Raw genomic sequence first — 21,961 nt, forward strand, 5'->3', positions numbered from 1 at the left:
ATTTAAATTCTATAAAATTAGACTTATAAAATATTTGTATTTAAACAAAATAATTTTACTGTAACACTAAACAAAAATTGAAAGGCTTAAAATATGAAAAACACAAGATGTCCATGGGCAAAATCTGAAAATGATATTGCCTACCACGATACTGAATGGGGAGTGCCTTCCCACGATGATAATTATATTTTTGAAATGCTGATATTAGAAGGCTTTCAGGCCGGACTTAGCTGGAATCTTATTTTAAATAAAAGAGAAAATTTTAGAAAGGCTTTTGATAATTTTGATTATAAAAAAATTGCAAAATATGATGAAACTAAGTTGGCTGAACTGGCTAAAAATCAAGGAATTGTAAGAAATAACTTAAAAATAGCCGCTTCTGTTAAAAACGCCCTTGCATTTATGGAAGTACAAAAAGAGTTTGGCTCATTTGATAAGTACATTTGGAATTTTACAGATAACAAGCAAATTATTAATAACTGGAAAGAGATATCAGAAGCACCTGCTACTACAGAATTATCTGATAAAATCAGCAAAGATTTGAAAAAACGTGGCTTTAAATTTGTTGGATCTACAATCGTTTATTCTTTCTTACAGGCAATTGGAATAATTGATGATCATTTAATTAGCTGTCCTTATAAAAAGTCAGCTAAATAATTATTTATAAAATGTTTGTAAGATAAATTTTTATATTTTATTTAATTTCAGAGATCCTTTTTATTTCGTTATTTACGAGTATATAAGGATCTATGTATCTTTTTTTTACTTTTATCTTTTCTGCCAAAATCCTGAAGCTGAATAATTTTTTCATTCAAAGCCGAAGCCAATAAATTACTTAGCATCGTGTTTATATACATATTTAACGGATCTTGAAAATACTCTACTACTTCCTGAAAATACAATTTCTGAAACCATTTTCCAATTTCTAAAGAATTAAAGCATAATTTATTTTGATATACCGCTAGATTATTAACTATTTCCCTTACGTCTTTATGTGAAATCCTTTTCTGCCTAAACAAATCCCTTAAAGTATAGTCTATTCTGTCAAATGATAATTCAGGCAATTCATTGTCTAAAAAACTATAATTTTTTAACATTATTCTTTTTATATTCAAATTATATTTTCGTAAAATACTTACCAGTTCTTCATCATTTAAAAAATTTTTTTGAATCTTCTCATGATAATCTTCATTTTCGTTTTTTAAAATATAATCAATTACATGGGAAAAAGCCGTATGTGAAATATCATGTAAAAGTGCTCTTATTTGTTCTTCAATATTCCCACCAAATTTTAAAGATAGTATCATTGTTCCTATTGAATGTTCCTGTCTATTTACATTCCATAAGTCATTAACCAGATATCCACCACCAGATTGATAGATATTTTTTAATCTTTTAAAAATTTTTGTGTTTATTATTTCATAAATAACATCATCTACATAGTATTCTCCATATAATTCATCATTATTCTTATACATTTTTTTGCATCCTTTTTATTATTTAAACTTATACTTCATTAATAAATTATATTAAGCCCTTTTTAAAAATAGGAACAAATTTTTATAATAGGGTTGTTCAATAACTAATTCATAATCATTCAACTTTTTTCTTCTTTATTTTCGTTATTCTACACTAGCTTTATTTATCTCTTCAACAGCTCTCTCAAACTGTTCTTTTGAAATATTAAACGAATTAAGAGCCTTTAAAAGCTGTTTTGCATTATAATAGCCAATTTTTAAAATATCTCCAAGCATTATTCTACGTTCTTTTGTATTACTTCCAGAAATAAGTCCATTATCTATCAAGTCACTAATATTAAATCTATCTTCAATATTTTGACTAGATGTAATAACATTTTTTAATGCCTCTAAAATTGCTTTGTCATTGGCATTTTCCACTCCAATATTGTCATTTTTAGTTGCTTCCTTCTGACTCACGAAAGCATGCTTTATATTGGGAATATACTTTTTTAACGTATCTCGAATTTTTTTCCCTGCAAAATCAGGATCTGTAAATAAAATTAAATCGTTATTTTTTGACAATTCAATCATTTTATTAATTGTTTTCTTAGATAATGCGGAAAAGCCGTTTAAGGCGATGATATGTGCATCTACAACCCGTTTTATGGCTGTTATATCATCTCGCCCTTCAACTACTATAATTTCATTTATTTTTATTTTTAGTTTTTCTTTTTGTTTTTTTGGCTCTTTTTTCATTTAATATTTCCTTTTGTTTTTTATTTTTTATTTAATGTTATAATCTTCCATAACTTTTAGCAATAATTCCCAAGTTTTACCAACTGACTCTATTTCCATTCTTTCTTCTGGAGTGTGAGCACCGTAAATATTAGGCCCGATTGAAACAATATCAACATTTTCCATATTGTTGTCAAAAATTCCGCATTCAAGTCCAGCGTGAATTGCCTTAATTTCAGGATCTTTTCCTGTTATTTTTTTAAATGAGTTTACTACAATGTCACGAATTTTTGAGTCTTTTCGGTATTCCCAAGATGGGTATGGAGAATTTACTTTTACTGCTACTTCATATTTTTCAGAAAGTTCCTTCACATCATTTAGTAATTTTTCAAGTGATTTATTTACCGAACTTCTTGGCAATGCCTGAATTTTTATAGCAATTTTCCCATCCTTATTTTCAGTTTTTATAACTCCCAGATTTATTGAAGTTTCCACAAGCCCCTCAATATCCTTGCTCATTGAAATAACTCCATTTGGAAATTCGTGGAAAAATGAAATAACGGCATTTGTGTTGGAAATTGACAATTTTCCTTGATTTTCCAGTTTTTCTTTTTTAGCTTCCTTCACTTCAATAACTGGATTTTTATCAATAATCTTAAAATCCTTTATTATATTTTCAAAAGCCAATTTTGCCAATCTTTCAAAATCGCTGACTTTTTCATCTTCAAGTTTCACAGCCAGCACCGCCATAGCCTCTCTCGGTATCGCATTAGTCTTTTCCCCACCATCAATATCCATTATTGAAAGCGTATATTTTTTATTTAAATGATTCAGGATTTCTGCCAAAATTTTATTTGAATTCCCTAATCCTAAATGAATTTCAGCACCTGAATGTCCGCCTAGAAGCCCTTTTACATCAACACTTATCACGGTATCATCAGCTTCAAGTTTTTCTGTATCAAAGTTAAATTCGTTAAAAATTCTCGCACCACCTGCACTGCTCACATAAACTTGCCCATATTCTTCTGTATCCAAGTTTATAAGTGTCTTTCCAGAAAAAATGCCAAAGTCAAGGTTATTAACTCCGCTCATTCCATCTTCCTCATCAGTTGTGATGATAATTTCGAGTGCTGGATGTTTCAAGTCATTGCTGTCAAGTATCGCAAGTGCATAAGCCACAGCAATTCCATTGTCCGCTCCAAGTGTCGTTCCATTTGCTTTCAAATATCCATCTTCCACAACAAGCTCAATTCCCTGTGTTTCAAAGTCAAACTGTGTATTTTTATTTTTTTCCCAAACCATATCCATATGCCCTTGCAGTATAAGTGGTGAATATTCCTCATATCCAGCTGTTGCAGGCTTTCTTATCAATACATTTAACGCCTTGTCCTGAATAACTTCCAGATTTCTTTCCTTCGCAAATTCTACAATCCAGTCACTAATCTTTTTCTCTTTTCTTGAACCTCTCGGTATTTTTGAAATTTCACTAAAATAGTGAAAAACTTTTTCAGGATATAAATTTTCTATTTTCATTCCATTTTCCTTTCTCTTGATTTAAATTAATAACAAGGGGATAACCCCCTTGCTTCAAGGATAAAGATTTTTTAATATTTTTATTTATAAAATATTTTCCAGTAATTCCTCAAGTTCTGCCATTTCCTTTTGTGTCAAGTCATACCCACTTTTTAACTTTTTCAAAATTCTATTTTCAGAGCCAACCGAACTACGTTCCAAAATTTTTATAACTAATCTTTTATAAAATTCCACTAATTTTTCTCCCTTTAGTTATTTTCTTTAATTATTTTAGAGCTGTATCGCTGTTTCCAACGCTACTTCTATCATTTCATTAAAAGTTGTCTGTCTTTCCTCAGCACTTGTAACTTCGTGAGTAATAAATGAATCACTGATTGTAAGCAATGTTAAAGCATTAGCTCCCAATTTTGCCGCTGTTGTATAAAGCTGTGCTGTTTCCATTTCCACACACAATACTCCAAACGCAGCCCATTTTTTCCAAGCGTCAGGATTATCCCCATAAAAAGTATCGCTTGTAAACACATTTCCAGCCTTTACATTCAATCCTTTCGCCTTAGCAATTTCATAAGCCTTGAAAACTAAATCTGAACTTGCTGTAGGTGCATAATCTGCTCCATTAAATCTCAACTTGTTAATAGCAGAATCTGTCGAAGCTGACATTGCGATAACAACGTCCCTAACTTTCACATCTTCCTGATAAGAACCAGCAGTTCCTACTCTAATCAAATTTTTTACTCCAAATTCAGTTATCAGTTCATGTGAATAAATCCCAATCGAAGGCACTCCCATTCCAGTTCCCTGAACAGATACTTTCTTCCCTTTATAAGTCCCAGTAAATCCAAGCATCCCTCTAACATTGTTATACTGAACAACATCTTCCAAAAATGTCTCTGCAATATATTTTGCCCTAAGCGGATCCCCCGGCAATAATATAGTTTCTGCAACATCTCCTCTATTCGCTCCAATATGTGGTGTTCCCATTTTCATTACCTCCTAAATTTTTTATAATTATTTTTATTTTTTCTAAAAAGTTTTTACTTATATATTTTACTTCAATTTGTTAAATTGTTCAAGGAATTTATTTTCTTTTTTTTGATATTTTTATTTTCTTACATTTTCCTGCTTATTCCAGTATAATTTAATCAAGAAATCAAAAAGGAAGAAATTTTAGAATAAAAAGACATTATACTATTTCCCATTTAAATAGTTAATGTTTAATAAATTTTGAATTACATATTTTTAATAAGGAATTAAAACTTATTGTTCTTAATATAGTTCCTATTTTCTAATGAAATTTAGTATTAAACAACCTTATTATAAAAATTTATTCTTATTTTTAAACGGAGTTTAGTATTAATTTGATGAATTATTTTAAATTCAAATTTATAAAATAAAAATTATGGGCTACACTAAGATATTCTCCTAGATTAAGCCCTTTTTTTATTAATCATCTCTTTGTGCTCTCATATTCATTCATCAAATCAATAATATGGGCATTCTCAACTTTCTCATTATCCAGTCCAGCAAGCCATTCAATAAACTTCTGCTCATCTTTATACCTTCCAGCAAGTTTTGCCCTATTAAAATCTTTTCTATAAAATTCCAAAATACCACGCCGTTTTTTCCAAAGGCTGTAATGTTTTGCCTTGTATTTAAACATAAGTCCATTTTCAGCACAAAATACAATGCCTTCAGCATTTTCAAAATTATCATAATTTTCCATCAAGTCAATTATTTCGTCAAAGTTATTGCATTTTTTGATTTCCTTTTTCATTTTAATAATATCATCATCAAAATTCAGCTCTTTTAAAAATCTTTTACTAAAATTATTATCCACATGCACACCATTTATAAACAGGCTATTATCAATAACATCTAAGATAAAAAGATATTCCTTTCCAAAATAATCAACTATGTGTCTGTCTTCATTTGAAACCACTTCAAACACTATAGAAACATCATTTTCACTACAAATTCTAAAAATCTCATTTTTCATTCTTTCACTTGCATTTTCAAAAAGATTTTCAAAATATTTGACATGTGTTCCATTTGTCACACTTTTTGTCGCAAATACAAATTTATCATCAATGACTGAAAGTATTCCTAAGAAACCATTGTATTTTTCATAGGCTATAACTGGGTAAACTATGTTGTTTTCAATATATTCTCTCGTAGAATATTTATTTTCTCCGTAATTAAAGAACTTGTTATAGCTTCTTATTTTGACTGCCCCAGTTCCCACATCCACAAAAAGTCCACGTGCCTTAATTGTCGAGTCATTCCACAATTTTTTCCGAAACACGTTTCTTCCAAAATTTAATGAATACAAGTTTGGTTTTGTCTTTTTAACACTAATTAATTTACTTACAATTAATTTATTCACGTCTTCATCCGCCGTCAAATTTATCTGCTTGTTTTCTTTTGCCTTTTCCAGTTCGTGCTGTAGATAATCTTTATCATAAACAGTGTTTATAACTGATTTCTGCAAAATTTTATCAGGCATTACATCCAAATATTTCAGTTCTCCACCATACTCAACTTCTCCTTCCAGACAAATTGAATGTTCAATCGAGTTTACACCTCTATGCCCATGAACCTGCACAAAATCCTGACATTTTCCCTTCAAATAATTTTCCTCATAAAGTTCTCCAATTTCGGTTTCAAAGCTTCCAACGCCGTTTATCATTTCGTTAGTCGACACAAGTGCCAAGTTCGGTACAAAAGACAGCCCTGCATGTGTACAAAGAATTTTATGATTGTGAAATTTAAAAGCATAACATTGTCTTAACTTTTTATAAAATTTACGAATTTCCCTTTTTAAATTGTCAATATTTTCTTCATCTTCTAAAATCGCTGGCAAAGTTTCATTTAAGAATTGTTTTGAATCAATTTTAAAATCATTGGCAAAATTTTCCAGATGAATTTCGTGATTTCCCTCAATCATTATAACATTTTCCTTTTTATATAAATCCAGCATTAATAAAAGCGTCTGTTTATGCTCAATTCCCCTGTCCAAAAAGTCTCCCAGAAACACATACAGAGTATTTTTGTCAAAATCTTTCACGATTTCAGAAATCGCTGTAAAACAAGAATGAATATCCCCGATTATCCGAACTTTTTCATATTTTCCCGTCACATCGGCAACATAAAAATTTATAATTTCATTTATGTCAAAAATTCTTTTAAAACTTCCCGAAATTTTTTCATTCTGAATATTCCTAAACATTCTACTTATAACATTTTCATCAACCTGCTTATAGCCTTCACGCTTTTTATTATTTTCAATACACTCTTCAAGCGGTATATCCAGTTGATAATAATAAATTGTGTATTTATATTTGTCTGCAAGAGCCTTGTAGGAATTCATTGCCCTTTTTGTAGTATGTGTCGCATCAACAACTGTAAATTCCCCTTTTTTCATTCTTTCTTCCAGACAGTTAAAAAGCATTTCCCAAACCAGCCTGTCATTTTTCTGCGAAATCTCAAAATCCCCAAATTTTGTTAATTTAGGATTGGAAATTAAAAGCCTGAATTTATCAGCTTCAAGAGTGTACGGTTCCAAGCCATTTTCCTTAACAAAACTACTTTTTCCACTTCCAACTGTCCCCCGTAACAATAATAATGTCCTCATCTTTTCTACTCCTCTTTTTTATCACAATGAAATTTAAAAGCTGTAATTCCAATTAAATTATAAGATTTCCTGACTTATAATAAAATTATTTTTACCTAAAATCTTAGATTTATTTAGTTTTAGAAATTATTTTATTTATTTAGGGCAAATTTCCTTATAGCTTTTGCTACTCCATCATTTTCATTAGTATCAGTGCTGTATTTAGCAGCTTTTGTAGCAAGCTCAGTGGCATTTCCCATTGCGACACTATAATTTGCATACTCAAACATTTCCAAATCATTGTTTCCATCCCCAATTGCCATTATTTCTTCCTGCTTTATCCCCAATTTTTCTGCCAAAGTCTTTAACCCAGTTCCTTTATTATTCCCTTTTGGCAACACTTCATAAACATATGGCTGACTTAACACTTCACTATAATTTTCCTTTAAAATATTTTCATACTTACTATGAAATTCTTTCATCTTTTCAGGATTTCCCAAATACATTGCTTTCACAATATTATATTTTCCACTTTTAGCCACTTCCAAAGTTATATCCGTAATATCCGCAAAAACAAATTTTGCATCCATGACAAGCTCATCAGTTGGCTCCTTCCCGATGTTAAAATAATGCTTTTCATCAACTAATGTAAAGTTTATATCGTCTTTCCCTTCACTAAATTTATACAAATAATTAATATCATCGGCTGTCATTTTCACTGAATCTATCAACTCCCAATCATGAGTCCTGTGAATCGAACACCCGTTATTCAAAATAACATATCCTTCCAAATCCAACTCATGCAACCCAAGCTCTTCATAAAATGGCAAAATCCCATACAAAGGCCTACCGGTACAAAGAACAATCTTTATTCCAGCTTCTATTGCCTCGTGAATAGCCTCTTTCTGTGCCTTATCAATATGCTTTTTCTTATTTAACAAAGTCCCGTCCATATCAATTGCAATTAATTTTATCATTTTTTTATCCTTTCTATTTTAAAATTTTGTTACTAATACTTCAAAAAAATACAAGAATTCATTTAATAATCTAAAATTCTATATTTTATTTTATCTTTAATTATTTAACTTAAAGATTTTTAATAATCTTAATTTTAGATTTTTTATTAATATATAGGAAATGGTGACTGATTTCCTCTGCTTTAAAAAAGGGAACTATTCCCATTAAATCAGAAATAATTCCCCTTAACAAATAAATAATTCAATTTGTTATACTTGCCCTTTTTTTACAAATCTAAATTCTACCCTTCGATTCCCTTCTCTTCCTTCTTCCGTGTCATTTGTCCTAATTGGATTGCTTTCTCCACGTCCTATCAAATCTAGAACTCTATCTTTAGAAAGCCCTAGTTCTATTAATTTTGAACTTACTTTTTCAGCTCTTCTAAGAGATAATCTTTTATTATATGAAGATGCACCTCTTGTATCTGTATACCCAATTATAGACACAAGAAAATCATTTTTTTCAATATAATCCTTTATATCACGTAAAACAGGGTATGCTTCCTTGCTTATATCAACACTATTTTTATGAAAGCTCAAATCTTTTGTTCTCAATGTTATTATTTCTGATTTTGAAATTTGTACCCTTTCTGGATTATTTATTGGATTTTTCTGAATGTCAGAAGATAACTGTTCAGATTGTACTGGTGCTACCACTGGTTCCTGTGGAGGAACAGGTGAAGATTTTTGTTGATTTTGTTCTGGTACCGGAGTTTTTTTATTGACAATTTGTGTTCCAGTACCGTCCTGTGTAAGGGCAACTGTTATCAAATCTGGATTATCTGATGCTGCTGTTGCTACTTTTTGAGGATTTGGCGTATCCATTGTAGGAACGTCATTTTTTACATTCTGTTGTATATCTGCCACATTTGCACGAATTATATCTTTTCTCATATCGGAAGTAGTCATTTTTTCAGATACCGTTGGTACCGCCATTGCTACCATTGAAGAAACTGCAACTAATGTTGGCTTTTTCATGATTTATTCTTCCTCCCTTTTCAAGTAAAATATTTTATTTTTGACTATTTTCTAAACCATATTTTTTAATTAATTCGTCATATTTCCCATTTTCCCTCATTTTTTTCAATTCAGCATTTATTTGTTTTATTAATTCAGGATTTTTCCCTTTATTTATTGCCATCGCCATACCTATTGCAGCTGATTTTTCATCAAAAATTTCCATTTCAGGATTTTTCTTCATATATTCTTCAGCAACTGCCTTTTCCAAGATAATTGCATCAATTTTTCCTGCCTTTAAGTCCAAAATTGTATTTACAGTACTTTCATTTGGCACTACAGTGGCTCCATTAATAGATTTTGCTTCTATTTCCTGAATTGTACCCAATTGCACTCCAATTTTCTTACCACTTAAAGTAGTTGGTGTAACCGCTGTATTTCCTTTTTTTCTCAAATAAGTTTCTTTAGAAACAAAATAATCATCTGTAAAATCAACTGATTTTTTTCTTTCCTCAGTCGAACTCATTCCAGAAACGATAATATCAATTTTACCTGCTTTTAATGCTGGTATCAACCCGTCAAACGACTGATCCACAATTTCAATTTCATATCCGAGATTTTTTCCAATTTCATTTATCATATCCACATCAAATCCCGTAATTTTCCCATTTTCAATATATTCAAACGGAGCAAAAACTGCATTTAGCCCTACTCTTAATTTTTTCTGCCCGCTATCTTTTTTTCCGCACGACATAATTCCAAAAATTACTAATATCAATATTAAAAATACTTTTTTCATAATTTTCCTCGCTTTCTATTTTTTATTATTTAATTTCTATTTGTTTCCAATCCATATTTCTTGATTAATTCTGCATATTTACCATTTTCCTGCAATTTTTTCAGTTCTTCATTTATCTGTTTAATAAGTTCCGAATGTTTTCCTTTATCAAATGCGATTGCCATTCCATACGGCAATTTTTCCTCATAAAAAATCTCTATCTCGGGATTTTTTTTCATAAATTCCATTGCAACAATATTTTCCAGTATTACAGCATCACTTTTTCCGCTTTTCAAGTCTAGAATCAGATTAACAGTTGCATCATTTGCTACAACATTTGCATTTTGTATTTTTTTAGCTTCTAATTCCTGAATTGTCCCGAGCTGTACTCCAACTTTTTTTCCAGCCAGGCTCTCTTTAGAATTTACTGCCGTATTCCCTTTTTTTCTCAAGTAAACCTGTGTTGATTTAAAATATTCATCTGTAAAGTCAACTGATTTTTTTCTTTCTTCAGTTGCACTCATTCCAGAAATAATCGCATCCAGCTTTCCAGTCTTAAGTGACGGTATAAGAGCGTCAAATGGCTGAACTTTCATTTCAATTTCATATCCCAAATCTTTCCCAATCTGTTTTATCAAATCAATGTCAAATCCTACTAATTCACCATTTTCCATATACCCAAACGGAGGAAATACTCCATCTGTCCCTACAACAAGTTTTTTCATATCTTGCTTTGCTTCTGTTTTGTTCCCACACGACACTATCCCGAATATAGCCATCATAATTACTATTAATAATTTTTTCATCTCTGTACCGCCTTTCCACTATACAGCCTAAGTCAATATATTTTTATTATTTTAATGATTTAACACTTTATCTAAAAATATCCTTGCCCTTTCTGATTTTGGATTGTCAAATAAATCTTGCGGCTTCGCATCTTCCAAAATATATCCCTCATCCATAAAAAACACTCTATTTGCAACATTTCTAGCAAATCCCATTTCATGTGTTACTACAATCATTGTCATTCCAGCATTTGCAAGTTCTCTCATTACTTCCAGAACTTCCCCTATCATTTCGGGATCAAGTGCCGATGTCGGCTCATCAAATAGAATCACCTTAGGATTCATTGCTAATGCCCTTGCAATAGCAACTCTTTGTTTCTGCCCGCCAGACAGTTTATTTGGGTAAACATCTCTTTTATCAGAAAGTCCTACTTTTTCAAGTAATTCCACTGCCAATTTTTCTGCCTCAGGTTTTGACATTTTTTTCAATCTAATTGGCCCTAAAGTAATATTTTCCAATACTGTTTTATGAGGATACAAATTAAAGTGCTGAAACACCATTCCAACTTCTTCACGAATTTTGTTTATATCCACTCCACGTTCCAAAATATTTTTATCATTTATTTTAATTTCTCCAGATGTAGGTTCTTCAAGTCTATTTATGCAACGTAAAAATGTTGATTTCCCACTTCCAGAAGGCCCTATAATTGAAATTACCTCACCTTCTTTGATTTCAGTACTAATTCCTTTTAGCACTTTCAGTTCTCCATATTTCTTCTTCAAATTTTTTATCTTAATCATTTTCCTTTAATCTCATCTCCAATCGTTTCCCAATAAATGAGAATAATTTTACGCTGATATAATAAACCAAACCAGTAAACAATATTGGTTTTACACTATAATATACAGCTTGTAAACTTTTACTGTTCATTGTAATGTCTACAACACTAATATACCCTACAACAGCTGTTTCCTTAAACAAGTTTATAAATTCATTTAAAAGTGCTGGTAAAATATTTTTTATTGCTTGTGGCATTATAATTTCGTTCATTGCCATTCTATAAGGCATACCAGTCGCTCTTGCAGCTTCCATTTGTCCCTTGTCTATACTTTCAATTCCAGAACGAATCGTCTCCTCCACATAAGCCGCACTATTAAGTCCTAAAGCAATTAATGCAATCCAGTAATTATTAAATATCACAACTACAAAAGATAATGTCAAAAGCTGTAGAACCATTGGCGTACCACGCATTATATCAACATATTCGTCAATAACGACATCTTTTATCATATTAACAACTTCACTTTTTGTCTTCTGGAATTTAAAAAATGCTAACAACATTCCAAAAAGAATACCAATAGCAGCCCCTCCAACTGTAAGCCCTAACGTAGTCACAAAGTAGCTTCCAGCATAAATTTCCCACTCTTTCGGCTTCATATCGTACGGAAACGCAAGAAGCACTGCAACCGTTACAACTGCTATAAAAAATGATGTTTTTACTATTTTTCGTGTTTTTTCCAATTCTTCCATTATATTTAATGAACTTTAATTTTGTTCATATCCTCCTTATATTTTAGTTATTATAACATTATTATACCTAATATTTACAGGTTTTTCAATAAAAACTTTTTATTTTATTTTTAATTTAATTGCTTTTCTTCTATTTATCCACCTTCAAAGAAGATTAAATATTTTTTCAAAATATTTTTAAATAATTAAGTGATATAGTTACTTGATTTTGGAAATAATATTTATAAATCTAGTAAAATTTCCAAAACAGAACATAATTTGAAAAGGAGTTTATAGCTATGAAATTATTTAAATTTTTATTTTTTTCAATTATTATATTAATTGTAGGCTTAGGTTACTACATTTACACTCAAAACCAGTTAAAAATTCCAGATTCTATGGTAAAAAGTGCTGTTGCTTCCAAATTTCCAATAGAAAAATCCTACCCTCTTGGAAAAATTAAACTATTTAATCCAAAAGTACATTTTGAGAATGATAAGTTAATTATTGAAGCAGAATACCTAAATGATGCATTAAATGATCAGATTAGCGGAACAATGACCTTTGCAACTGACATTCGTTATGATCCAATGAAATCAAACCTTTATCTCGAGGACTTCCAAATTGTAAGACTGACAAAAGAAAATAAAGAAATTGATCTTGATAAAAAACCTATTATCAGAACAGGGTTAAATTATGCTTTTAGTCAGCTTGAAAAAAAAGAAATTTTGAATTTATCAGGAGTTGAAAAATTTCAAATGATAAAGGATATAAAAATTGAAAATAATAAATTGACAGTTGTTAAATAAAATTTTTTCTTTTTATTTGATTTATAAATAAATTTTGTAAAATCTCAATTAACATTTGTTTTTTCTATTATTTTTTATTTACTTCAGTTTATCTAAGCAGAGGTATCAAACGCCATACCTCTGCACTCCCGCTTTACGCAAAACTTTCTTTTAGAACAAAAATAGAACTCGCTTTTGAACATATATTATTTTAATTATGAATAAACATTCGTAATTTTAAATAAATTCCAAAAGCTCAGACAGCTATTTTTCTTCTAACGAAATTTTGCTTATTAAAATACATAATTTAATTCTCATCATTTCAAATAAATTTTCAAAGTCCCTAAAAAATATATCACTGCAATAGAAACAATTATTATTATTCCCAGATTTGTCTTCCTAAAAGTTAAATATGCCACGATTGCCATTCCAATCAGAACTCTTATTATGTCAAAATTTGTACTTCCAGTAGAAGTAAAAATATCTGGAAATACTAATACTGTCAATACTGTATAAGGAAGTGCTTCAAAGAACTTATTAACTTTTAGGTTGTTTTCTGGAATTTTTACAAATATTGGCAATGTCCTCAGTATTACCGTCATGATTATGAGTGTCATCAAAATCATTGTTAAAATTCCTAAATTTTCGTTATAATTCAATCTTATCACTTCCTTTCCCTTTATTAATTTAATCGTTTTCCTGCTTTTCAGGATTTTCATTATAATAAAGCTGTGCGTATATAAAACTTGCCAAAAACATTGTCAAAATCATAACCCATCCTGAACTTACCTTATTTAAAATAGGCAAAAATGAAAATGCCATTTTTATAATAAGTGCCAGCAAAACAATTTTTATATATTTAAAATTTTGGCTTAAAGCCATTATTAACATACTGAAAAATATTGAATAAAGCACAAAATTCATACTTGTCATAAGTGATTCAGGCAATTTTTCACCAAATATCGCTCCAAAAATTGTACCAAAACAGTAGCAAAAATATGGAATTGTATTTACTCCCATCATATACCATGCATTTTTGGCCTTTTTTAATGTCAGATATGTTACAGTTTCATCAGTAAGCCCCACGCCTACCAGAAACTTCTGAAAAATAGGAGTTTTTTCACCAAGCTGTCTAAAAATAACGATATTTAACAATAAATATCTTAAATTTATGAGAGCAATTGATAAAATCACTTCAACTGGAGGCGACTTCATCACATAAAGCACCTTTAACAGTAATGAATGAGCCCCTCCTGCATACATTCCAAACGATGTAAGCCCAATCATTGGCAAAATTTGGGAAAAACTTTTGGCTGAAATCAGTCCGATTGCAACTCCAAAGGGAATGTAGGCAATTCCGACAGTACCGTCTTTTAATCCCTTTAAATAGTTTTCCAGTTTTCTTATTTGTGCCATTTTTTGTTCTGATTCCTTCCTTATATAGTATTATTCTAACAATTTCAAAACAATTAGTCAAATATATAATATATATTTCTATCATATATAAAATATATTATTACTTTAATAATCCCCAATTTTTAGCAACACTTCCATTAGCTTTTAACGGAACTTTCTTAAATTTAACAGTATTTTCCATAATTTTTTCAATTTTTTCCATGTATTCCTTAGCAAATTCATCACGAACTTCAAAAATCAGTTCATCGTGAACTTGAAGAAGCATTTTGATATTTTCATCATTTTTAAACTCCTCATGAAGTTCAATCATAACTTTTTTTATAATATTTGCCGCTGTTCCCTGAACGACAGTATTTACCGCCATTCTTACAGCCTGTGCCTGTACATTCTTATTTGTAGCATTAATTCCGCTAATATATCTTCTCGTACCGTAAAAAGTTTCTACAAAACCGTGAAGTTTAGCCGTTTCTGTAACAATATCCAAAAATTTTCTGACTCTAGGATATTCCTCGAAATACGTCGTAATATATTGCGAAGCCTCCTGAACTGTAATTCCCAGTTCCTTTGACAACCCAAACGGAGTTTTTCCATACAAGATACTAAAATTAATTACTTTTGCAATACTTCTCTCATGCCGTGAAATCTCATCTTCTTTGGTTTTAAAAAATATCTTTCTTGCCGTCAAGTTATGTAAATCCTGATTATCCTGATACGCCTGTACTAAATGCCTATCTTTTGACAATTCAGCTAGAACTCTCAATTCAATTTGCGAATAGTCAAATGAAATCAAACTATGTCCTTCCTTTGCTACAAAACCAGTACGAATCCTTATTCCATCATCTGTTCTCACTGGAATATTCTGTAAATTTGGATTTGCTGACGAAAGCCGTCCAGTAGATGTCCCATTTTGGTTAAAAGTCGTATGAATCCTATCCTCTTTATCTGCCAGCTTTGGAATTGGCTCAATGTATGTTGATAATAATTTCTTATAAGCCCTGTATTCTAGTAGCTTTTTCCCAATCATCCGTTTGTCTTCTGTCAATTCTACATTGTTTGCAATCATTTCTAGAACTTCCACATTTGTTGAATATCCAGTTTTTGTCTTTTTGCCTGATGGAATCTGTAATTTTTCAAACAAAACTTCTCCTAATTGTTGTGGCGAATCAATATTAAATTCCCCATCAGCAAGTTTATAAATATCATTTTGAAGCATATTTATCTTTTCTTCCAGTTCATTCTGAAATTCACTGAAATATTTTTTATCAATCTTTATTCCAGTTTCCTCCATTTGTGCCAATACTGGTATTAATCGACTTTCCAGCTTGTCAAATATATTTAAGAACTGCTCATTTTGTAATCTATTTCTAAAAATTATTTCCAATTTATAAATAAAAAACGTTCTCTTTGATAAAAACTCACAAACCACATCATCAGAAACATCGCTAAAATCCTTCTTTCTTCGTTCCTTCTTAAACTGTTCTTCAAAAGTTGCAATCTCAACACCAAACTCATCTAGAATTATTTCCTCGATTTCCTGCAAACTTTCCGTCCCAAGTACATATCTTGCAAGCAAAATATCAAAATATTCAGTACATTTTATTCCAAACCTGTCATTATTTATCCCATAAGTTTTACCGCCAACAGAATATCCAAAATACTCACTTTCCCCACTTTTCATATACTCTTTCACATTATAGGCGATAATTTCTTTTTTGCTCAATAATTTATAAATATTCTCAATATTTTTTTTATTATCTTTTTGCTCATTAGCATTATCACTTAAACTAAACAAATTAATCTGTACTCCAGATTCTGCATTTTTTTGATTTCCATTTTGCAAAATATCCTGAAGTTCACTGTCCAAAAGAACAATATTCGTTTTTTCATCACAAATGGAAAGTCCAAGCATATTTCCAAAAATAGCCACTTTTTTATCCATTTTCTCAATCACGGAATAAGCATCACTCCAGCTCACAACTTTTCCATAATTTTTCTCAAAATACACTTTTTCATCTTTAATTTTTTTAGTTTTTTCAGTTTTCTGATTTTCTAACGCAATCTCTTCTGCCTTTTTCTTCTGAGCCTCATATTCTATTGCCAATTTTTCCTTTAAAACTTGAATTTCATCAATTTTTTTATCTATTTCTGAATTATGTTCGTACTCCACATGCTCATAAAAATGTGAAATTCCATCAAAAATCGGATTTTCCTTATCATACTCCAATTCCTGCTTTTCAACTTTTTCTCTTTCAAGTCTCTCTTTTTCCAATTTTTCTTCATCAATTTTTTTATTTTTTTCTAAAATTTGCTTTTCTTCTTCAGTAAGTTCCTTTTGGTTTCCATTTTGCAAAAATCTTTCCTTTTCTTCTTCCACAGCTTTAGAAAATCTTTTAAAATCAAGCTCTTCATAAAGTTTCAAAAGACTGTCAAAATCCTTTTCCTCAAATTTCAATTTCTTTTTATCATATTCAATATCAAGTTCTTGCTTCACAGTTGCAAGTTCCCGGCTTATAAAGGCATTTTCCTTATCATTCAGTAATTTTTCCTTCTGTTTTCCCTTTATTTCATCAATATTTTCATAAATTCCTTCTAAATTTCCATAAGTCGTAATAAGTTTTACCCCATTTTTAGGCCCAATCCCAGCAACTCCTGGAATCCCATCTGACTTATCCCCCATAAGTCCAAACAAGTCAGGAATCTTATCAGGCGTAACTCCCAAATATTCAACTACATCTTCATCAGTCTTTATATGTTTAAATGCAGAATTTTTATCTCCTTTTCCAAGCAAGGCAATGTTAATTTTTCCATCTACAAGCTGTGCCAAATCCTTATCCCCAGTTATTACAAAGACCTCAATCTGCTCATCTTCATCATTAGAAAATTTAGTGGCAAAAGTGGCAATAACATCATCCGCTTCCTGCCCAGCCTTCTTATATTTCGGAATTCTATACCCATCCAATACCTTCATAATAGTATCAATCTGCATAACCAGTTCTTCAGGCATACTTTCCCTATGTGCCTTATACGTTTCCAACTCCCCAGTTCTATCCAGCTCACTTCTTTTCACATCTAGACAAGCCACTAAATAATCAGGCCTAAACTCCCTAATCACACTTTCCAGCGTATTAATAAACCCAAATGTCGCTCCAGTAGACATTCCGTTACTATTTCTCATTCCCATTAATGCAAAATGACTTCTATACATAATCGCACTTGTATCCAATATAACCGCTCTTTTCAACTTAATTATTCCTCATTTCTTTTTTTTAATTTTTACAACATTTATATTTGTATATTTTACCATTTTTTGCATTTTTTCTCAAAGTGTTTTTTTGAATTTAGCACCTTATACTAAACCCCATTTTAAAAATAGAAGTAAAATTCTATAATGAATAATTTAATAACTTTGTTAAAGAAATCAAATTTAATTCTTAAGTATTTACATAAAGGATTTCTATTTAGATTTTGAAAAACTGTTTATTGTTAATAAATAAAATTATAAAAGTCTTTAAGATGAATATTTAATAATAAAATTTAATTAAAGAATATTTTAATAGTTACATAGATTATATAATAGAAAAAATGACTTTAATTTCATAAATTTTCTGATTTCTATTCTTTAAACGGAAAATAGTATTAACTCTTAATTTTGTAATTCTGTTCTCATATTAAACCTCATTTAAATTTGTCTCAATATATTATAGAATCTACAAATAAAAAATAATCTCCAATCCTAAAATACACTTTCAAGAAAAAGAGATTATTTTTATTTTTCATGTAATTTTACTTACAAAAATTTTCCAAAGTTCAAAGATGTTTTTCATATTTCTGATATAGAATTATTCAAAATTCCGATTTAGGCTTCCTGTGTTGCATATCCACCTTCGATTGCCACTTCCTTCACTTTTTCCTTCTTCTGTTTTATTTTTAGTGAAAAAGTTCCAGTTCCAGCCTGATTTCCATATTCTTCAATATAATCAACTACAAATACGTTTGTCATGTCGATTTTTCTTACCATCTGTCCTGCTGAAATTATTTCAAGGCTGGCTTGTCTGTAGGCGTCGCTTGCTTCTGATGGTACTAATGACCATTGGGCTACTTTTCTTGTATCGTCTTCTGTATCTCCATTTGCTGCTGCCAGTATTTTCCCACGAATTTCCAAGATTACTCCCAAGTCTGTTGCTCTCGCATTCGAGTCATCAGGCGTTTCAGAAATGTATTTCACATCCAGAATACTTTCCTTATCAAGTAAAATTTCATTTTCCTGCCCTTTTACACTCAATCTGAATCCCATAATTATTCCCCCTGTTTTATTTTTGACAATTAAATAATAGTACTATTTTTAAATTAATTTAATTTTAATTATCTGATATTATTTTACATCAAAAACATCCATTTGTCAATATTAATTTTTAATTTTTTATTAATTAATCTACAAGGTAAATTTTAAGAGCTATATCCTCATCATAAGGAATTGGCACCGCAACAAACTTTTTCCCGGCATCAATCATTCTTGCAATAATTTCACTTTGATTTTTCGGCAAATATCCAACTTTTTCCTTTTTGGAATTGTACACAGCCACTGCATTTAATGAGATTCCGTTAAATTCACGGAATAAATCCAGCTGTACTTCATCCTTAATTTTAATTGCAAAATTTCTGATATATTTGGCTCCTTCCAAATAAGTGTCCAGTAAAAAGAGTCTTTTTGATTTTTTTGTATACTTATCAATTAATGTCTTTGCATATTCAAACATCATTTCTTTGCCAAGCCGAATTTTTTCCTCACGTCCGTTATTTTTATGAATAACAAGAACTCCATTTCCAAAATTAAACTCATTTATCATATAATTGCTTTGATTTTTCAAAAGTTCAAAATAATCCATCATTTCTTCAAAAATCATAATTTCCTTCTGATTAATCTGAAAAGAGCCTTTTTTCAGCTCGACTGATGTATTTTCAATATATGAATAATAAAATCTCCCATCAGGAAAAATTTCAATTTCATAATTCCCCCCATAATAAAGTCCATCAAACTCAAGTTTTATCCCACTAAAATTATTTATTAGCACTATCACTCACCTCTTCCACATTTCCAGTAAAATCTTTTTATGAAAAACATAAATTTTCTTCCTTTATGAATAAAAAAAACTTAAAATACCAGTTTAGTATAATATTTTGTGAATTCCCCTTATTTCAAGCCTTCCAGTCTTCCTTCAAGAAACAATTTCAAATTTTCCTCAACATCATCCATCAATTTTACCATGCTTTTTTCAGATTTCCAAGCAATATGCGGTGTAACTAAAATATTATCCAGCTCAAATAATTTAGAATTTTTTTCAATCGGCTCAACATTTGTAACATCAATAGCTGCTGATTTTATTATTTTATTTTTTAGTGCAAAATATAAGTCTTCCTGATTTATAACAGGCCCTCTTGCAAGATTTAAGATTATTGCACTTTTTTTCATCTTTTTCATTTTTTCAAGATTTATAAGATTCCGTGTCGAATCAGTCAGCGGGACATGAAGTGTCAAAACATCACATTTTTCAAGCACTTCATCCAAATCATAACGTAAAAATCCACCTTTTTCAATTACAGAGTCAGTTTTTGCATTATCTTTTTCAGTATTCTTGGCAACCATTACTTCCATTCCCAATATCTCTGCGACTTGAGCGACTCTCTTACCAATATTTCCAAATCCTACAATTCCTAATATTTTTCCATTCGCATCATCTATCGGATATTTCTGATAATTAGGAACAGTAATATCCATCCATTTTCCATCCTTAACTTCCTCATAATATCTATTAACAGGCGTCAATTCATTCAATAAAAAAGTAATCGCAAGTTGTGCAACGGAATTAGTCGAATACCCCGAAACATTTGCCACTTTTATCCCAAACTCATTTGCACTTTTCACATCAATATGATTAAATCCTGTCGCTGTAATAAGTATCAATTTAAGTTTTTTAGCCTTTTCAAATTGCTCTCTTCCTAGTTTTATCCTAGTCGTTATTACAACATCCACATCTTTTATTCTCTCATCAACCTCACCAGAATCAGTATCTCCATACTCAATGTATTCGCCGTATTTAGAAAATCTTTCTTTCAAATCAATCGGCCCAGCCGTAATTCTATCTAAATAAACTATTTTTAAATTTTTATCCATAATTATCATCTCTCTTTAGTTAATTTAATTTTTACATATTTATAAAAAGTTTTTTTATCAAATTATATTTTTTGATTGAAAAATATATTCGTTTAATATCAATTTATATAATATCCACATCCGCCTTCAGTTTATAAATAACATCTTTTCTTTCTACAACAATCATAACTTTTTCTTTCAATTCCTTATCCCGTTTTATTTTCTGCAATAATTTTTTAGCAGGATTTATGGCAATGGCGTTCCCTACGTTTTTAAACATTGTCAGATCGCCTGTTGTATCTCCGTAAGCATATGATTTTGTCAAATCTATTTCGTACATTTTACAAAAATCTGCTATTGCCTTCTGTTTACTCTTGGCATCCCACATTGGAGTCACTTTTCCTGTAAAAATCCCATTTTCATTAACTTCATAAGTAGATGCCCTGTAATCCTTAACTCCATATCTTTCAGCCATTTTACTTACTAGAAAATCTGGACTCCCAGAGATAATTATAACTTTATGATTTTTTTCCTTATGATATTTCAGCCTCTCACGTGTATATCGGTAAACTTTGTCCCCTTTGAGTTTCATCACTCTTTTAGCAATAAAATCCATATCCTCCTTGCTAAAATTCTTTAATGCCTCCATATAAGTCTGCACAAGCTCATCCAGATAGTCGTCATAATCCCCAGTCCTGTTTTCCCACTTGGAAAATTTCTCCTTAACCTTCCCTTCCCAAGTCATCATATCAATATATTCATACTGCACAAGCATCTTGAAATGTTCAATCAGCAAAGAATCCCTATAAATTGTTCCATCTATATCAAAAAATGCTGCTACATTTTTTTTCATCCGCATTCCCCCTTACTTAAATTTTACTATTCTTTTTATCATTATATTTTAACCTATTTTTCTTAGAATTTCAAATAAAATAAACAAGAAAAAATGTTTGTAAACTAAAAATAGCCTTACTTTATTAACAAAAGTACAACTATTTTACTGATTATTATTTTACAATTTACAAATTATGCTTGCAATAGTCAAGGGTAAAATGTAATTTACAATACAAATTGTGCTATTAAAATAGCTGTAATTGCAAGGCAGGAGTTTTTGAAAGGTTTATTTACAATACAAATTGTGCTATTAAAATGATGTTTCTTTTGAATTACAAAGGAATTTTACAACTATTTACAATACAAATTGTGCTATTAAAATTAATAT

General features: G+C 30.2%; 21 protein-coding genes. 2 read left to right on the plus strand and 19 right to left on the minus strand.

The window, feature by feature from the left end:
- Nucleotides 1-93 precede the first annotated feature (93 nt).
- A complete protein-coding gene (locus tag K324_RS0110665) occupies nucleotides 94-657 on the plus strand; it encodes a DNA-3-methyladenine glycosylase I (protein ID WP_026749115.1) in 564 nt (187 codons plus the stop codon).
- Between the two features lie 68 nt (nucleotides 658-725).
- Here the strand turns inward: K324_RS0110665 and K324_RS14865 are convergent, their stop codons facing one another.
- The 12 genes from K324_RS14865 to K324_RS0110725 form a co-directional block, all read right to left on the minus strand.
- Nucleotides 726-1,478 carry an HD domain-containing protein gene (locus K324_RS14865; RefSeq protein WP_051354450.1) on the minus strand — a complete coding sequence of 251 codons (753 nt, stop codon included), beginning with the start codon at nucleotides 1,476-1,478 and terminating at the stop codon, nucleotides 726-728.
- A 144-nt stretch (nucleotides 1,479-1,622) separates the two neighbouring features.
- Nucleotides 1,623-2,216: a ribonuclease M5 gene (gene rnmV / locus K324_RS0110675; RefSeq protein WP_051354451.1), complete on the minus strand. Its 594-nt coding sequence runs from the start codon at nucleotides 2,214-2,216 to the stop codon at nucleotides 1,623-1,625.
- A gap of 27 nt (nucleotides 2,217-2,243) precedes the next feature.
- Complete coding sequence (locus tag K324_RS0110680; protein WP_026749117.1) at nucleotides 2,244-3,728, minus strand: aminoacyl-histidine dipeptidase; 1,485 nt, start codon at nucleotides 3,726-3,728, stop codon at nucleotides 2,244-2,246.
- Between the two features lie 84 nt (nucleotides 3,729-3,812).
- Nucleotides 3,813-3,962, minus strand: coding sequence for a hypothetical protein (locus K324_RS16125; protein ID WP_169720582.1), 150 nt, complete (start codon nucleotides 3,960-3,962; stop codon nucleotides 3,813-3,815).
- A 36-nt stretch (nucleotides 3,963-3,998) separates the two neighbouring features.
- Entirely contained in the window at nucleotides 3,999-4,709 is a 711-nt protein-coding gene (gene deoD / locus K324_RS0110690) for a purine-nucleoside phosphorylase (RefSeq protein WP_026749118.1), read from the minus strand.
- Nucleotides 4,710-5,175: 466 nt separating this feature from the next.
- The gene (locus K324_RS0110695; RefSeq protein ID WP_026749119.1) at nucleotides 5,176-7,359 is read right to left on the minus strand and encodes an RNA ligase; all 2,184 of its coding nucleotides are present in this window, start codon (nucleotides 7,357-7,359) and stop codon (nucleotides 5,176-5,178) included.
- Nucleotides 7,360-7,490: 131 nt separating this feature from the next.
- The gene (locus K324_RS0110700; protein WP_026749120.1) at nucleotides 7,491-8,315 is read right to left on the minus strand and encodes a Cof-type HAD-IIB family hydrolase; all 825 of its coding nucleotides are present in this window, start codon (nucleotides 8,313-8,315) and stop codon (nucleotides 7,491-7,493) included.
- A 249-nt stretch (nucleotides 8,316-8,564) separates the two neighbouring features.
- A complete protein-coding gene (locus tag K324_RS0110705) occupies nucleotides 8,565-9,332 on the minus strand; it encodes an OmpA family protein (protein WP_026749121.1) in 768 nt (255 codons plus the stop codon).
- Between the two features lie 34 nt (nucleotides 9,333-9,366).
- On the minus strand, nucleotides 9,367-10,110 hold the full coding sequence (locus tag K324_RS0110710) for a basic amino acid ABC transporter substrate-binding protein (protein ID WP_026749122.1): 744 nt from the start codon (nucleotides 10,108-10,110) through the stop codon (nucleotides 9,367-9,369).
- 29 nt (nucleotides 10,111-10,139) lie between these two features.
- Nucleotides 10,140-10,895, minus strand: coding sequence for a basic amino acid ABC transporter substrate-binding protein (locus tag K324_RS0110715; protein WP_026749123.1), 756 nt, complete (start codon nucleotides 10,893-10,895; stop codon nucleotides 10,140-10,142).
- Between the two features lie 51 nt (nucleotides 10,896-10,946).
- Nucleotides 10,947-11,675 carry an amino acid ABC transporter ATP-binding protein gene (locus tag K324_RS0110720; protein ID WP_026749124.1) on the minus strand — a complete coding sequence of 243 codons (729 nt, stop codon included), beginning with the start codon at nucleotides 11,673-11,675 and terminating at the stop codon, nucleotides 10,947-10,949.
- Nucleotides 11,668-12,405 carry an amino acid ABC transporter permease gene (locus tag K324_RS0110725; RefSeq protein WP_026749125.1) on the minus strand — a complete coding sequence of 246 codons (738 nt, stop codon included), beginning with the start codon at nucleotides 12,403-12,405 and terminating at the stop codon, nucleotides 11,668-11,670. Before K324_RS0110725 ends, K324_RS0110720 begins: the two co-directional genes overlap by 8 nt.
- 278 nt (nucleotides 12,406-12,683) lie before the next feature.
- Here K324_RS0110725 and K324_RS0110730 point away from each other — a divergent pair, with 278 nt between their 5' ends.
- Nucleotides 12,684-13,193 (plus strand): DUF1439 domain-containing protein, encoded by a 510-nt coding sequence (locus K324_RS0110730; RefSeq protein WP_026749126.1) that lies wholly within the window; start codon nucleotides 12,684-12,686, stop codon nucleotides 13,191-13,193.
- 296 nt (nucleotides 13,194-13,489) lie between these two features.
- On the opposite strand, the gene K324_RS0110735 is transcribed toward K324_RS0110730, so the two are convergent.
- The 7 genes from K324_RS0110735 to K324_RS0110765 form a co-directional block, all read right to left on the minus strand.
- Nucleotides 13,490-13,840 (minus strand): AzlD domain-containing protein, encoded by a 351-nt coding sequence (locus K324_RS0110735; RefSeq protein ID WP_248615385.1) that lies wholly within the window; start codon nucleotides 13,838-13,840, stop codon nucleotides 13,490-13,492.
- Nucleotides 13,841-13,859: 19 nt separating this feature from the next.
- Complete coding sequence (locus K324_RS0110740) at nucleotides 13,860-14,588, minus strand: AzlC family ABC transporter permease (RefSeq protein WP_026749128.1); 729 nt, start codon at nucleotides 14,586-14,588, stop codon at nucleotides 13,860-13,862.
- Nucleotides 14,589-14,688: 100 nt separating this feature from the next.
- Nucleotides 14,689-17,829, minus strand: a complete 3,141-nt coding sequence (gene polA, locus K324_RS0110745; protein ID WP_026749129.1) for a DNA polymerase I — start codon at nucleotides 17,827-17,829, stop codon at nucleotides 14,689-14,691.
- A 615-nt stretch (nucleotides 17,830-18,444) separates the two neighbouring features.
- Nucleotides 18,445-18,882: a hypothetical protein gene (locus K324_RS0110750; RefSeq protein WP_021743260.1), complete on the minus strand. Its 438-nt coding sequence runs from the start codon at nucleotides 18,880-18,882 to the stop codon at nucleotides 18,445-18,447.
- Nucleotides 18,883-19,015: 133 nt separating this feature from the next.
- Nucleotides 19,016-19,660: an HIRAN domain-containing protein gene (locus K324_RS0110755; RefSeq protein ID WP_026749130.1), complete on the minus strand. Its 645-nt coding sequence runs from the start codon at nucleotides 19,658-19,660 to the stop codon at nucleotides 19,016-19,018.
- 119 nt (nucleotides 19,661-19,779) lie between these two features.
- A complete protein-coding gene (locus K324_RS0110760) occupies nucleotides 19,780-20,760 on the minus strand; it encodes an NAD(P)-dependent oxidoreductase (protein ID WP_026749131.1) in 981 nt (326 codons plus the stop codon).
- A 103-nt stretch (nucleotides 20,761-20,863) separates the two neighbouring features.
- Nucleotides 20,864-21,592, minus strand: coding sequence for an HAD family hydrolase (locus K324_RS0110765; protein ID WP_026749132.1), 729 nt, complete (start codon nucleotides 21,590-21,592; stop codon nucleotides 20,864-20,866).
- Nucleotides 21,593-21,961: the final 369 nt, after the last annotated feature.

Source organism: Leptotrichia trevisanii DSM 22070, from assembly GCF_000482505.1.
Lineage (GTDB): Bacteria > Fusobacteriota > Fusobacteriia > Fusobacteriales > Leptotrichiaceae > Leptotrichia > Leptotrichia trevisanii.

Coding starts and splice junctions, on each gene's coding strand:
- K324_RS0110710 (WP_026749122.1), bottom strand. CDS start 10,110: ATGAAAAAAGTATTTTTAATATTGATATTAGTAATTTTTGGAATTATG.
- K324_RS0110680 (WP_026749117.1), bottom strand. CDS start 3,728: ATGAAAATAGAAAATTTATATCCTGAAAAAGTTTTTCACTATTTTAGT.
- K324_RS0110725 (WP_026749125.1), bottom strand. CDS start 12,405: ATGGAAGAATTGGAAAAAACACGAAAAATAGTAAAAACATCATTTTTT.
- K324_RS0110765 (WP_026749132.1), bottom strand. CDS start 21,592: ATGAAAAAAAATGTAGCAGCATTTTTTGATATAGATGGAACAATTTAT.
- rnmV (WP_051354451.1), bottom strand. CDS start 2,216: ATGAAAAAAGAGCCAAAAAAACAAAAAGAAAAACTAAAAATAAAAATA.
- K324_RS0110695 (WP_026749119.1), bottom strand. CDS start 7,359: ATGAGGACATTATTATTGTTACGGGGGACAGTTGGAAGTGGAAAAAGT.
- K324_RS0110705 (WP_026749121.1), bottom strand. CDS start 9,332: ATGAAAAAGCCAACATTAGTTGCAGTTTCTTCAATGGTAGCAATGGCG.
- K324_RS0110730 (WP_026749126.1), top strand. CDS start 12,684: ATGAAATTATTTAAATTTTTATTTTTTTCAATTATTATATTAATTGTA.
- K324_RS0110715 (WP_026749123.1), bottom strand. CDS start 10,895: ATGAAAAAATTATTAATAGTAATTATGATGGCTATATTCGGGATAGTG.
- K324_RS0110700 (WP_026749120.1), bottom strand. CDS start 8,315: ATGATAAAATTAATTGCAATTGATATGGACGGGACTTTGTTAAATAAG.
- K324_RS14865 (WP_051354450.1), bottom strand. CDS start 1,478: ATGTATAAGAATAATGATGAATTATATGGAGAATACTATGTAGATGAT.
- K324_RS0110750 (WP_021743260.1), bottom strand. CDS start 18,882: ATGGGATTCAGATTGAGTGTAAAAGGGCAGGAAAATGAAATTTTACTT.
- K324_RS0110720 (WP_026749124.1), bottom strand. CDS start 11,675: ATGATTAAGATAAAAAATTTGAAGAAGAAATATGGAGAACTGAAAGTG.
- K324_RS0110760 (WP_026749131.1), bottom strand. CDS start 20,760: ATGGATAAAAATTTAAAAATAGTTTATTTAGATAGAATTACGGCTGGG.
- deoD (WP_026749118.1), bottom strand. CDS start 4,709: ATGGGAACACCACATATTGGAGCGAATAGAGGAGATGTTGCAGAAACT.
- K324_RS0110740 (WP_026749128.1), bottom strand. CDS start 14,588: ATGGCACAAATAAGAAAACTGGAAAACTATTTAAAGGGATTAAAAGAC.
- K324_RS0110665 (WP_026749115.1), top strand. CDS start 94: ATGAAAAACACAAGATGTCCATGGGCAAAATCTGAAAATGATATTGCC.